At 62.5% G+C, this 13261-nt stretch carries 13 protein-coding genes and 1 pseudogene; 7 read left to right on the top strand and 7 right to left on the bottom strand.

Annotated features, from left to right (window positions below; translation table 11 throughout):
• Positions 1-45: 45 nt before the first annotated feature.
• From purT to ACP7B3_RS20925, 5 genes are all read right to left on the bottom strand, one after another.
• The gene (gene purT, locus ACP7B3_RS20905) at positions 46-1227 is read right to left on the bottom strand and encodes a formate-dependent phosphoribosylglycinamide formyltransferase (protein ID WP_017139720.1); all 1182 of its coding nucleotides are present in this window, start codon (positions 1225-1227) and stop codon (positions 46-48) included.
• A 69-nt stretch (positions 1228-1296) separates the two neighbouring features.
• A complete protein-coding gene (locus ACP7B3_RS20910; RefSeq protein ID WP_106578306.1) occupies positions 1297-1764 on the bottom strand; it encodes a VUT family protein in 468 nt (155 codons plus the stop codon).
• A gap of 293 nt (positions 1765-2057) precedes the next feature.
• Positions 2058-2273 (bottom strand): DUF1289 domain-containing protein, encoded by a 216-nt coding sequence (locus tag ACP7B3_RS20915; RefSeq protein ID WP_426180579.1) that lies wholly within the window; start codon positions 2271-2273, stop codon positions 2058-2060.
• Positions 2270-2794, bottom strand: coding sequence for a gamma carbonic anhydrase family protein (locus tag ACP7B3_RS20920; RefSeq protein WP_106578304.1), 525 nt, complete (start codon positions 2792-2794; stop codon positions 2270-2272). The genes ACP7B3_RS20915 and ACP7B3_RS20920 overlap by 4 nt, the downstream gene beginning before the upstream one ends.
• A 36-nt stretch (positions 2795-2830) precedes the next feature.
• Positions 2831-3433, bottom strand: a complete 603-nt coding sequence (locus ACP7B3_RS20925) for a CoA pyrophosphatase (protein ID WP_060754282.1) — start codon at positions 3431-3433, stop codon at positions 2831-2833.
• Between the two features lie 146 nt (positions 3434-3579).
• Between ACP7B3_RS20925 and ACP7B3_RS20930 the strand changes: the two genes are divergently transcribed.
• The 7 genes from ACP7B3_RS20930 to nagE all read left to right on the top strand — a co-directional run bounded on the left by ACP7B3_RS20930 (position 3580) and on the right by nagE (position 12094).
• Entirely contained in the window at positions 3580-4128 is a 549-nt protein-coding gene (locus ACP7B3_RS20930; RefSeq protein ID WP_426180582.1) for an NUDIX hydrolase, read from the top strand.
• Between the two features lie 40 nt (positions 4129-4168).
• A complete protein-coding gene (locus ACP7B3_RS20935; protein WP_145164152.1) occupies positions 4169-4672 on the top strand; it encodes a L,D-transpeptidase family protein in 504 nt (167 codons plus the stop codon).
• 263 nt (positions 4673-4935) lie between these two features.
• Entirely contained in the window at positions 4936-5694 is a 759-nt protein-coding gene (locus tag ACP7B3_RS20940) for a GntR family transcriptional regulator (RefSeq protein WP_416362650.1), read from the top strand.
• A 10-nt stretch (positions 5695-5704) separates the two neighbouring features.
• Positions 5705-6811 carry an N-acetylglucosamine-6-phosphate deacetylase gene (gene nagA, locus ACP7B3_RS20945; protein WP_145164154.1) on the top strand — a complete coding sequence of 369 codons (1107 nt, stop codon included), beginning with the start codon at positions 5705-5707 and terminating at the stop codon, positions 6809-6811.
• Positions 6792-7814 (top strand): SIS domain-containing protein, encoded by a 1023-nt coding sequence (locus tag ACP7B3_RS20950; protein WP_426180585.1) that lies wholly within the window; start codon positions 6792-6794, stop codon positions 7812-7814. The genes nagA and ACP7B3_RS20950 overlap by 20 nt, the downstream gene beginning before the upstream one ends.
• A 36-nt stretch (positions 7815-7850) precedes the next feature.
• Complete coding sequence (gene ptsP / locus ACP7B3_RS20955) at positions 7851-10361, top strand: phosphoenolpyruvate--protein phosphotransferase (protein WP_426180587.1); 2511 nt, start codon at positions 7851-7853, stop codon at positions 10359-10361.
• Between the two features lie 26 nt (positions 10362-10387).
• Positions 10388-12094, top strand: a complete 1707-nt coding sequence (gene nagE, locus ACP7B3_RS20960) for an N-acetylglucosamine-specific PTS transporter subunit IIBC (protein WP_426180589.1) — start codon at positions 10388-10390, stop codon at positions 12092-12094.
• A gap of 118 nt (positions 12095-12212) precedes the next feature.
• Here the strand turns inward: nagE and ACP7B3_RS20965 are convergent.
• Together ACP7B3_RS20965 and ACP7B3_RS20970 are read right to left on the bottom strand one after the other, a co-directional pair.
• A pseudogene (locus ACP7B3_RS20965) lies at positions 12213-12475 on the bottom strand (DUF6124 family protein).
• A 474-nt stretch (positions 12476-12949) separates the two neighbouring features.
• Complete coding sequence (locus ACP7B3_RS20970) at positions 12950-13261, bottom strand: NGG1p interacting factor NIF3 (RefSeq protein WP_404484745.1); 312 nt, start codon at positions 13259-13261, stop codon at positions 12950-12952.

Genomic DNA, 13261 nt, shown 5'->3' on the forward strand with positions numbered 1-13261 from the left:
TTCAAATGTGGGAGCTGGCTTGCCTGCGATGGGCGCGACGCGGTTTTAAAGCTCTACAACAACCGCCTTCGAAGCCCGAGTCGCCTTTGCCCGCGCCGCCTCAATCGACTCATCCCGCGCCAACGCCACACCCATCCGGCGCTGACCATTGACTTCCGGCTTACCGAACAGACGCAACGCCGTGTCCGGCTCGCTCAAGGCCGCGCCAAGGTTGGCGAACGCGGTCTGGGTCGACTGCCCCTCCACCAGAATCACCGCCGAGGCCGAAGGCCCGAACTGGCGGATCAACGGAATCGGCAGGCCCAGGATCGCGCGCGCGTGCAGCGCGAACTGCGACAGGTCCTGAGAAATCAAGGTCACCAAGCCGGTGTCATGCGGGCGCGGCGACACTTCGCTGAACCACACTTGATCGCCCTTGATGAACAATTCCACGCCAAACAGGCCACGGCCACCCAGCGCCTCGGTCACGGCTTTGGCAACCCGCTCGGACTCCGCCAGGGCAATCGGGCTCATGGCTTGCGGCTGCCAGGATTCCTGGTAGTCGCCCTTCTCCTGACGGTGGCCGACCGGCGCGCAGAAGGTGGTGCCGCCGATGTGGCGCACAGTCAGCAGGGTGATTTCGTAATCGAAGTCGATAAAGCCTTCGATGATCACGCGGCCTTTACCGGCACGCCCGCCCTCTTGAGCGTAATCCCAGGCTTTCTGCACGTCATCGGCGCTGCGCAGCAGGCTCTGGCCCTTGCCCGACGAACTCATCACCGGCTTGACCACACACGGGAAGCCCAGGTCCTGGACGGCCTTGCTGTAGTCCTCGAAGGTGTCGGCAAAGTGGTACGGCGACGTCGGCAGGTCCAGCTCTTCAGCGGCCAGGCGACGGATGCCTTCGCGGTTCATGGTCAGCGAGGTGGCACGCGCGGTCGGAATCACGGTGAAGCCTTCGGCTTCAAGCTCTACCAGCGTGGCGGTGGCGATGGCTTCGATTTCCGGCACGATGAAGTGCGGCTTCTCGGCTTCGATCACGGCACGCAGGGCGGCGCCGTCGAGCATGTTGATCACGTGGCTACGGTGCGCAACCTGCATGGCAGGCGCGTTGGCGTAACGATCCACGGCAATCACTTCAACGCCCAGGCGTTGCAGTTCGATTACCACTTCCTTGCCCAGCTCACCGCAGCCACACAGCAAAACGCGGGTCGCGGTTGGCGACAATGGAGTTCCGATTCGGGTCATCTCAGGTCCTCAGGGGAGCGGATCATGGGGAGAAAGGCCGGCATTTTACATGAACTGCAAGAATTGGCCTCAGTTGGCGACGGCGCGTTTGCGCAGGCGCCAGGCCATGATCAACCACACCACCGTGACCCCGGCGAATTTCGACACCAACGCCGTGCCCGCCACCGCCGGCGTCAGCGCGCCGATCAGGCCGAAGAAGATAAAGGTATCGAGAGGAATACTCAGCGCCGAACTTATCCACAGGCGATCGTGCAGTGGGCGCTTGGTGATGCTGAACACCAGCCAGTCAATACATTCGGACACCGCAAATGCCGTGGCGCTGGCCAGGGCGATGGACGGGTCGGAAGTGATATACGACAGCACCAACGCCGCCAGCATGGCGAGTATCGCGCCATGGCCGAAGCGGGTTTGCACCATGTCGCGCAGGATAAACACCAGGCCACCCCAGGCGGACCAGATGACGTCCAGGTGCGGAGCGGTGGAGAAGGCGAAGTTGATCAGCACGACGCTGCTGATGTAGGCGATCAGGAAGAGCATGGAGAAGGACCTGTGGGTAATGCCGCACAGGGTAATGCACAGCAATCATTGTGGCGAGCGGGCTTGCCCCGCGTTGGGCTGCGCAGCGGCCCCACTAAGAACGCCGTGTCTTGTCAGGCAAACCGCGGCGCCAGTTTCAGGGCCGCTTCGCAGCCCAACGCGGGGCAAGCCCGCTCGCCACCCAAAGCCCGCTCGCCACAACAAGCCCGCTCGCCACGACGAGCCAGCTCCCACATTTTTGAATGTATTCACATATCCATTGTGAGAGCTGGCTTGCCTGCGATAGCGGTGGTTCAGGCGCCGGATTTCCCCGGAATCATCCACACCAACCCACTCGCCTTTGCCCGCTCATGGCACAACCCCAATACCACCCGGCGTTCGGCATTGTCCATGCGGCTCCAGCGCGTAATCTCATCCACGTTGCGCTGGCAACCTGTGCAAATATCATCGTCATCCAGCGCGCAAATACTCACGCAGGGCGAGGCAATAGGGCGTTCAATCGGGTTCATTCTTCTTGCTCAACCAAGTCCCGCGCATAGCGCTGCGCGTTATGCACATAGTGCGCGGCGCTGGCTTCGAGCATGCGCTTTTGCGCCTCGGTCAACTCACGCACCACTTTGCCCGGCGACCCCATTACCAGCGAGCCATCGGGAATTTCCTTGCCTTCGCCGATCAACGAATTAGCGCCGATGATGCAATGCTTGCCGATTTTGGCGCCGTTGAGGATCACCGCATTGATGCCAATCAGGCTGTAATCGCCGACGGTGCAGCCGTGCAGCATGGCGTTATGGCCGATGGTCACGCCGGTGCCCAGGGTCAGCGGGTAGCCCATGTCGGTGTGCATCACGCTGCCGTCTTGCACGTTGCTGTTCTTGCCGATCAGGATCAGTTCGTTGTCGCCACGCAACACCGCGTTGAACCACACATTGGCGCCCTCCTCCAGCTTGACCTTGCCGACCAGCGTGGCATTGGGCGCCACCCAGCTTTGCGGATGAGTCTCGACGCGGGCGTCGCCCAGGCGGTATTTCATGGTGTGTCCTCACGGCGGTGCCATTCAAGCGATGGCTCAGGTATTGATGAAACTCTTGGGTGGCTGGTGCAGGCTGATCTGCGCGTCGTCATAGAGCAGGTTGATCAGCTCGACAATCATGATTGCCGTCAGCCCCCAGATTTTGTATTCGCCAAACCGATAGCTGGGCACATACCAACTGCGGCCCTGGTAATCGATACGGTGGGTATGTTCGCGTGGGTCCTGGCGGAAGAACTCCAGAGGCACGCTGAACACGGCAGCGATCTCGGCATCATTGGCCAGGTATTCGACGTAATCGGGGATAACCCCGACATAAGGCGTTACGCGGATACCGTGCAGGGAAATCAGTGGGCTCAACGGGCCGATGACCTCCACCAGGCCTGGCGGCAGGCCGATTTCTTCTTCGGCTTCGCGCAGCGCGGTAAAAATCAGGTCCGGGTCTTCAGGGTCACGCCGCCCGCCCGGAAACGCCACTTCGCCGCCATGGGTCGACAGGCCGCTGGCGCGCAGGGTCAGGATCAGCTCAGGTTCGTCACTGCGGGTAATCGGCACCAACACGGCGGCCTCGGGGAAACGCCCGTCAGTTTCCAGTGTGTGAGGGGTGTGATTGCTTACCCGGCGAAGTAGCTCGTCCAGCATGAGTCATCTCGGTCTGTTGGCTACCTTGCATCATGCACCAAAGCGGGCGGGTGCCCAACCCCAAAACCCGGCACATGTCGCGAAACGACAACTTGCAGGGCCCTGCCCGCCAAGCCAAGATAGGCCCACTCTCCAGGAACCCCAGCATGAACTTCTGCAGCCAGTGCGGTAAACCGGTTACCCAGCGCATTCCCGAAGGCGACACACGCCTGCGCTATGTGTGTGATCACTGCTCGACCATTCACTACCAGAACCCCAATATCGTCGCCGGCACCGTGCCAGTGTGGGGCGATCAAGTGCTGCTGTGCCGCCGCGCCATCGAGCCGCGCCTGGGTTACTGGACCTTGCCCGCAGGCTTTATGGAAAACGCCGAGACCGTAGAGCAGGCCGCCATGCGCGAAACCCTGGAAGAAGCCTGCGCCCGCGTGCGCAACCTGAGCATCTACACCCTGATCGACGTGCCGCACATCAGCCAGGTGCATATTTTCTACCGCGCCGAACTGGTCGACCTGGACTTTGCCGCAGGCCCCGAAAGCCTTGAGGTGAAGCTGTTCGATGAAGCCGATATCCCTTGGTCAGAGCTGGCTTTCCGCACGGTCGGGCGTACCTTAGAATGCTTCTTCGCTGACCGCCGGCAACAACGGTTCCCGGTACGCAGCGAGTCGGTGCCGCCGATGACGCGGCCGGCCAAATAACACCTTCAGGCAGCACCGTCTAACAAGGGAAACCGTTTCAATGCGTTGGTTGCTCGCTTTCATCTGCCTGTCGTTCGTTACCCTGTCCTCGGCCTCCACGGTGGAAATCCTCGGCGGCAAACCTGTCGAGAAAATCCTGGTGCTCAAGTCGGCGCACCAGTTGCAACTGATCAACGACGGCAAACCGCTCAAGACCTATCGCATCTCGCTGGGCAAAAACCCCAAGGGCACCAAGCAGTTCGAGGGCGACCGCCGCACGCCGGAAGGTTTTTACTGGATCGACTGGCGCAAGACCAGTGACCGCTACAACCTGGCCATGCACATTTCCTACCCCAATATCAGCGACTCTGCCCGCGCGCGCCGCGAAGGCGTGAGACCGGGCAGCATGATCATGATCCACGGCACGCCCGACACCGAGGAATACCCGGAGCAATGGTTCCACACCCTCGACTGGACCGATGGCTGTATTGGCATGCGCAACGTCGACATGCGCGAAGTCTGGAACCTGGTCAAAGACGGCACCATGATCGAGATTCGGCCGTAATTTCGTACCGTTCGTAAAATAATCTGAAAATAATTCCTGCCCCTGGCAGCGCCTGCCGGTGAATACCAGTTCACCGCACCGGGCTGCACAGTTCTGCGCGCGATAAAGACCTCTCTAATACCACTTGATACCACGCACCCTTAAAGCGCCCTGAAACCGGGTTCCGCACCGTTTTGGCCGCATTGACATGGTATTTAAGTGGTATTAATTTCCGGCCATTACCGGGCGACAACACTCCAATAACCGCATCGGAAACTTCACAGATGAATCCCATCCAGACGCTGCGCCCTGACGAGAAACAATCCACGCCGCTGTACCTGCAACTGGCCCGCAACCTTGAAGCGGCGATCCATGCCGGCCAGTGGAAATCCGAGCAGGCCTTGCCGTCGGAACGCGCCCTCAGCGAGCAACTGAGCATTTCGCGGGTGACCGCACGTAAAGCGCTGGAAGTGTTGTTCGCCCAAGGCCTGATTCGCCGCAGCCAAGGCTCCGGCACCTTTATCACGCCGCGCCTGGAACAACCGCTGTCACGCCTGTCGGGCTTCAGCGAAATGCTGCGGCTCAAAGGTTTTGTACCCACTTCGCAGTGGCTGGAACGCGACATCACCCCGCCCACCCACGAAGAGCTGATCCGCCTGGGCCTGTCGCCGACCGACAAAGTCGCGCGACTCAAACGCTTGCGTAAAGCCGACGACACGGTGATGGCAATTGAAATGACCGCCATGCCCGCCTCGGTGCTGCCGCATCCGCAGGCCATCGGCAATTCGCTGTACGAGTACCTGGAAAGCATCGGCAAGCCCGTTGTGCGCGCCTTGCAGCATATCCAGGCGATCAACGCCTCGGATGAGTTCGCCAAGCTGGTGGGCATCGCCCCCGGCACCGCCATGCTGCTGATGACGCGTGTCGGTTACACCGCTGACAACACGCCGATTGAAATCACCGACACCTACTGCCGCAACGACTACTACGACTTCGTCGCAGAGCTGCGCCGCCATGACTACTCCGCTGAACTGCGCATTTAGAGAACTGCCCATGTCCGAAGACAACATCCTCACGCCCAGCGGCTGGATTCGCGGCCGCCTGGTGCACGAACACGGCAAAGTGGTCGCCGTCCAAGGCACGCCGTGCGACCCGGCTGACAACGACCTGCCCTACCTGCTGCCGGGTTTCATCGACCTGCATGTGCATGGCGGTGGCGGCAAAGACATCATGGAAGGCGTCGACGCCTTCGAGACCATCACCCGCACCCACGTGCGTTTTGGCACAACGTCGCTGCTGGCCACCACCATGACGGCGCCGGTGAACGAGATCTCCCGTGTGCTCGGCGAGCTCGGCACCTTTTGCGAGCAGCGCCCGAGCGGCAGCGCCCGCGTACTCGGTGTGCACCTGGAAGGCCCCTACATCAATCCGGGCAAACTCGGCGCCCAACCCAACTTCGCCCACACCGCGCTGATGGCCGAAGTGGAAGCCTACCTGCGCCTGGCGCCGATCCGGGTGATCACCATCGCCCCGGAAATCGCCGGGCATGACGGCCTGATCCGCGCCCTCAGCCAACGCGGCGTGCGCATGCAGATCGGCCACACATTGGGCAGTTATGAAGAAGGCGTCGCCGCCCTCGCCGCCGGCGCCACCAGCTTCACGCATTTGTACAACGCCATGAGCCCGCTGCATCACCGCGAGCCGGGCATCGTCGGCGCCGCCCTGGCCCACGCCCAATACGCGGAACTGATCCCCGACCTGCTGCACGTGCATCCCGGCGCCATGCGCGTGGCCCTGCGTTCGATCCCGTGCCTGTACTGCGTCACCGATTCCACCGCCGCCGCCGGCATGCCCGACGGCGAATACAAGCTGGGCAGCCACACCGTGACCAAATGCCTGGGCGGCGTGCGCCTGGCCGACGGCACCCTGGCCGGCAGCACGCTGACCATGGACCAGGCGCTGCGCAACCTGGTGAAAATCGGCCTGCCCATCAGCGAAGCCTCACAACGCCTGTCGCAATTTCCTGCGGATTACCTGGGCCTGGAAGAACGCGGCCGCCTGCAACCCGGCAGCTTTGCCGACTGCGTACGCCTGGACCGCTCCCTGCACCTCACCGACGTAATGGTCGAAGGAGAAACCATTGACTTCAAAAATGCTTGAAGAGGCCCTGGCCTCCTGTGACGCCGTGGCCGCGCAACTGCAACGCCTGGACCCGCTGCTGGAAGAAGTCGCCGGTCGCCTGCGCCGCCAGCCGCCGCAAGTGGCGATGACCATTGCCCGTGGCAGTTCGGACCACGCCGCCAGCTACTTTGCCTACCTGGCCATGCAGCACGTGGGCATTCCGGTGGCGTCGTTGCCGATGTCAGTGGTGACCCTGTTGCAGGCGCCATTGAAAGTCAGCGGTCAGGTGGCATTCGGTTTCTCGCAGTCGGGGCAAAGCCCGGACCTGGTCAACAGCCTGCGCCTGCTGCGCAAACGCGGTGCGTTGAGCATTTCACTGGTCAACGCCGAAGACTCACCACTGGAAGCCGCCTGCGAATTCCACCTGCCGCTCTGCGCCGGGCCGGAACACAGCGTGGCCGCGACCAAAAGCTTCATCGCCACGCTCAGCGCCAGCGCGCAGTTGATTGGCCACTGGAGCCAGGAAGACGACTTGCTGCAAGCCTGCCGCACGCTGCCCGATGAACTGCGTGCAGCGGCCAAACAGGATTGGAGCGCCGCTATCGAGGCCCTGCGTGGCTGCCAGCAATTGATGGTGATCGGCCGTGGCGCCGGTTTTGCCATCGCCCAGGAAGCCGCGCTCAAGCTCAAGGAAACCTCGGCGATCCAGGCCGAAGCCTTCAGCAGCGCCGAAGTACGCCACGGGCCGATGGCCTTGATCGACGAAAACTATCCGCTGCTGATATTCGCCCCACGTGGCGCCGAACAGGCCGGGCTGCTGAGCCTGGCTGCCGACATGCGCCAGCGCGGCGCCCGTGTGCTGCTGGCTGCGCCAGACGATATCGCCGAGCGCGACCTGACCCTGAGCCGCGCCGAACACCCAAGCCTGGACCCGATCCTGGCGATTCAAAGCTTCTACGTAATGGCCGCCGGCCTGGCGCAAGCCCGGGGCATGGACCCCGACCAGCCGCGTCACCTGAGCAAAGTTACCCGCACTCACTGAGTCGATTGTCGTGTTTTCCTGATGAGTACCGTGCCCATGTCCAACAACAATAATGAATTGACCCTCAGCGCCCCACTCAGTGGCCCGGTGCTCGCCCTGGGCGAGGTGCCCGACGAAGTGTTCGCCAGTGGTGCCATGGGTGACGGTATCGCCATCGACCCGCTGAACGATTGCCTGCATGCACCCTGTGACGGGGTGATCATCCATGTCGCGCGCACCGGGCATGCCCTGACGATTCGTGCCGAGAACGGCGCCGAGGTGCTGATGCATGTGGGCATCGACACCGTGGAACTCAATGGCGAAGGGTTTGCGCTGCTGGTCAAGGAAGGCGCGCGGGTGAGCAAGGGCCAGGCGCTGGTGCAGTTTGATCTGGACCGCATTGCGCGCCAGTGCAAAAGCCTGGTCAGCCTGATTATTCTGACCAATGGCGAGCGTTTTGAGCTGCGGTCGGTGGCAGGAAAAATTACCAAGGTCGGTGAGCCGTTGCTGCACATCGTCACGCGCTCAGCGACCACCCAGCCGGCGGTTGTGGATAACTCGGTCACCGAAGTCCGCGCCTGCGTGCGCATCACACACCGTGGCGGTTTGCATGCTCGCCCCGCCGCATTGATCCGCAAAACCGCCCAGGGTTTCAGCAGCCAGGCGCAGTTGCACTTCGCGGGCAAATCCGCGCCGTGCGACAGCCTGATTGGCTTGATGGGGCTGGGAATTGGTGAAGGCGACGAAGTGCGCGTCACTTGCCGCGGCAAGGATTGCGAGGCGGCGTTGCAGGCGTTGGTGGCGGCGCTGTCCGCGGCGGTCAGCGAAGAACATCACGCGCCCGTGGCGGTCGCCCCACGCAAGGCGAACACCGAAGCCGGTGTGTTGCAAGGCGTGTGCGCGGCACCCGGCCTGGTCTGCGGGCCGCTGTTCCGTCTCAGCGGTATCGAACTGCCGGCCGACACTGGCAATCACTCGGCCGATGAACAACTGCAACGTTTGGACACGGCCCTTGAGCAAGTGCGCGGCGAGATCCGCACAACCCTGGACCATGCCCGCCAACGCAAAAACGTCGAAGAAGAAGAGATCTTCGCCGCCCACCTCGCCCTGCTGGAAGACCCGGCCCTATTGGACGCGGCCACCGCTGCCATCGAACACGGCAGCGCCGCCACCCACGCCTGGCGAGATGCAATCCAGGCGCAATGCGCGGTGTTGCTGGCGTTGGGCAAACCGCTGTTCGCCGAGCGCTCCAACGACCTGCGCGACTTGCAGCAACGCGTGCTGCGCGCACTGCTGGGCGAAAGCTGGCATTTCGAATTGCCTGCCGGGGCGATTGTCAGCGCCCATGAGCTGACGCCCTCCGACCTGCTGCAACTGAGCGCGCAACAGGCCGCCGGCATCTGCATGGCCGAAGGCGGCGCCACGTCCCACGTGGCCATTTTAGCTCGCGGCAAAGGCTTGCCCTGCGTGGTGGCGCTGGGCGCAGAAGTGCTTGATGTGCCCCAAGGCCAACGCGTGGTGCTCGACGCGGTCAATGGGCGCCTGGAACTTGCGCCCAGCGAGGCGCGTCACGCCGAAGTGCACCAGATTCGCGACGCGCAAAAACTGCGCCGTGCGCAACAACAGGCCCAAGCGCAGCAACCGGCGCACACCCGCGACGGCATCAGCATTGAAGTGGCCGCCAACGTCGCCTCCAGCGCCGAGGCCCACGTGGCGTTTGAAAACGGCGCCGACGGCGTCGGCCTGCTGCGCACCGAATTCCTCTTCGTCGATCGGCGCACCGCGCCGGATGAACAAGAGCAGCGCCAGGCCTACCAGGCCGTGCTGGATGCCATGGGCGACAAGTCGGTGATCATTCGCACCATCGACGTGGGCGGCGACAAGCAGCTCGACTACCTGCCGCTGCCCGTGGAGGCCAACCCGGTGTTGGGCCTGCGCGGTATCCGCATGGCCCAGGTGCGGCCCGAACTGCTCGACCAGCAACTGCGCGCGCTGCTGCAAGTCAGCCCGTTGGCACGGTGCCGCATTCTGCTGCCGATGGTCAGCGAAGTGGATGAACTGCTGCAGATCCGCCAGCGCCTGGATGAGTTATGTGCCGAGCTGGGGCTGACGCAGCGCCCGGAGCTGGGCGTGATGATCGAAGTGCCCGCCGCCGCGCTGATGGCCGAACAGCTGGCCAAACATGCCGACTTCCTCTCCATCGGCACCAATGACCTGTCCCAGTACACCCTGGCCATGGACCGCGACCACGCCGGCCTCGCCGCGCGGGTCGATGCCTTGCACCCGGCGCTGCTACGGCTGATCGCGCAAACCTGCGCGGGCGCGGCCAAGCATGGGCGTTGGGTCGGCGTTTGCGGCGCCCTCGCGTCCGATCCGCTGGCCACGCCAGTACTGGTCGGCCTGGGCGTCAGCGAGCTGTCGGTGAGCCCGCCACAGATCGGAGAAATCAAGGACCGCGTCCGTCACCTGGACGCGGCTCAATGCCGGCAACTGAGCCTTGGCCTGCTCGACCTGAGCAGCGCCAAGGCGGTTCGCCAAGCCTGCCAACACCACTGGCCGCTGAGCTGACAACAACAAGAACAAGGAGACACGCCATGTACCAACATTTTATCGAAGGCTTACAACGCCTGGGCCGCGCGCTGATGCTGCCGATCGCAATCCTGCCGATCGCCGGCCTCTTGCTGCGCCTGGGCGACACCGACCTGCTCAACATCGCCGTGATGCACGATGCCGGGCAGGCGATCTTCGCCAACCTCGCGCTGATCTTCGCCATCGGTATTGCCGTGGGGTTTGCCCGCGACAATAACGGCACGGCGGGCCTGGCCGGGGCGATTGGTTACCTGGTAATGGTCTCCACGCTCAAGGTGATGGACACCACTATTAACATGGGCATGCTCGCCGGTATCGCCAGCGGCCTGATGGCGGGCGGGCTGTATAACCGCTTCAAGGACATCAAGTTGCCCGAATACCTGGCATTCTTCGGCGGGCGACGCTTTGTGCCGATTGTCACCGGGTTTTCGGCGGTGGCCCTGGGCGTGATCTTTGGCCTGATATGGCCGCCGATCCAGCACGGTATCAACAGCTTCGGTGTGCTGCTGATGGAAAGCGGCAGCTTTGGCGCCTTCGTGTTCGGCGTGTTCAACCGCCTGCTGATCGTCACCGGCCTGCACCATATCCTCAACAATATGGCGTGGTTCGTATTCGGCACCTTCACCGACCCGACCACCGGCGCCGTCGTCACGGGCGACCTGACTCGCTACTTCGCCGGCGACCCCAAAGGTGGCCAGTTCATGACCGGCATGTTCCCGGTGATGCTGTTCGGCCTGCCCGCCGCGTGCCTGGCGATGTACCGCAACGCCCTGCCGGAGCGCCGCAAGGTGATGGGCGGGATCTTCCTGTCGATGGCGCTGACCTCGTTCTTGACCGGCGTGACGGAGCCGATTGAGTTCGCGTTCATGTTCCTCGCGCCGTTCCTGTACTTGATCCACGCCGTGCTGACCGGCCTGTCGATGGCTGTCACTGACCTGTTGAATATCCACCTCGGTTTTACCTTCTCCGGTGGCTTTATCGACATGGTGCTGGGCTGGGGCAAGTCCACCAACGGCTGGCGGGTGATCCCGGTGGGGTTGGCGTACGCGGTGATCTACTACAGCGTGTTCAACTACTGCATCCGCCGCTTCAACCTGAAAACGCCTGGGCGTGAAGACATCCAGGTGGTGCAGGCCGAGGCGATGAGTGATAACCAACGGGCCGGCGCCTACATCCGTGCGCTGGGCGGTGCGGCCAATTTGCTGAGTGTCGGCGCGTGCACCACCCGCCTGCGCTTGGACATGGTGGATCGCAACAAAGCAGTGGACGCGGATTTGAAAGCACTCGGCGCCATGGCCGTGGTTCGCCCAGGCAATGGCGGGAGCTTGCAGGTGGTGGTCGGGCCCATGGCCGACAGCATTGCCGATGAGATTCGCTTGGCCATGCCGTCGTTTGTTGCCAGTGCGCCGGTGGCGGCTGCACCTGTGGATAAGCCGGTTGCGGTGAATGTGCAGGAGGCCGAGAAATGGCTGAAGGCCTTGGGTGGCCGTGAAAATGTCCGGCAGCTGGACGCCGTGGCGATGACTCGGTTGCGGGTGGAGTTGGGGGATGATTCGGTGCTGTCCGAAACTGATCTGACGGCGCTCGGTTGCCAGGGCATGAGCCAGTTGGATAGCGGTGTTTGGCACTTGTTGATTGGTGACAAGGCCTCGGGATTGAGTGAGGCGCTGGAGCGGTTGGTCAGTGGCCGTGAGGTCGGCGTCAGGGTTTAGCGCTGTAGCGGCTGTTCTGGCCTCATCGCGGGCAAGCCCGGCTCCCACATTTGACTGTATTCACAGCTCAAAAATGTGGGAGCGGGCTTGCCCGCGATTGGGCCCGACAGGCGTCCGATTACTTCGTTTCAGGCACCTCAGCTAAATCCAACACCCGATCCACCATCAACTGGATACCCTCCAGCATCCGATGAATTCCCAGCACCGCATCACGCTGCGGGCCGTCGATGTCAAACGCCAGATTGCCCGCCAACGCTGCACGGATGCCAGGTCTTGGGAGGCATTGGCGAGGAGGGTTTCGCTGTTCAGGTTGGGGAGTATGGTGAAGATTTGGTCGGCGGGCTGAGAATCAGATGGAGGATTTGGACTGTCTTTGATCATGGTGTATTTCCTAGTGAGAGTTTAGGAACTACCAACATCACTTGCAGTTGATGGGTGGCAGCTGTGCGCGGGCCTGCAAGACCGAGTCCCACCAGCACCTCGGTAGACCCGAAGGTCTCCCGCACACAGCCGCCATAAATGACGACCATGAAAAAACGCCGCAATTATAAAGGCGCTTAGGAGTAACTGGTGAGGTTTCGGCGGGCTTGCAGTCCCGGTCGCCACATTGGCAGCGACCCGAGAAGATTAGTGAGGCCAGTTCCGAGGGACAACCTGAAAGGCATGTGGGAAAGGTCTGAGGTGCCTGTCCCGACGCCTTCGCGAGCAAGCCCGCTCCCACAGTTTGATCGGTGCCCGACGTGGCAATGCGGTCAAATGTGGGAGCGGGCTTGCTCGCGAAGAGGCCATCACAGCCAACAAAAAACCCGCTGACCAAACTGGCCCAGCGGGTTTCTTGTTTCTGCAATCTGCGAATCAAAAATCCGCCAGCTGCCACACCTCATACGCCGGTGTCTCATACGGATGGCTCAGCTTGAGCGCAGCCACAACGGCCACGATCAACGCATCCGCCACCACCAGCTCAACCTTCCATTCTTCGACCACTTCAACCTGGCCCACCTGCCCAATAAACGGCTGGCTGCCGTCCAATGCGCGGAATTGGCCCTGGCCCAGCACTTGCCAGGCGCAGCTGTCGTAGTCGCCGATGCGCCCGCCGCCGGCTGCGAAGACGGCGGTTTTCACCGTCTCCACATGGCTGTCGGGCACAAAGAAGCTGAGCTTGTACAC

Origin of the sequence: Pseudomonas sp. TWRC1-2 (genome assembly GCF_049896685.1) — a bacterium.
Lineage (GTDB): Bacteria > Pseudomonadota > Gammaproteobacteria > Pseudomonadales > Pseudomonadaceae > Aquipseudomonas.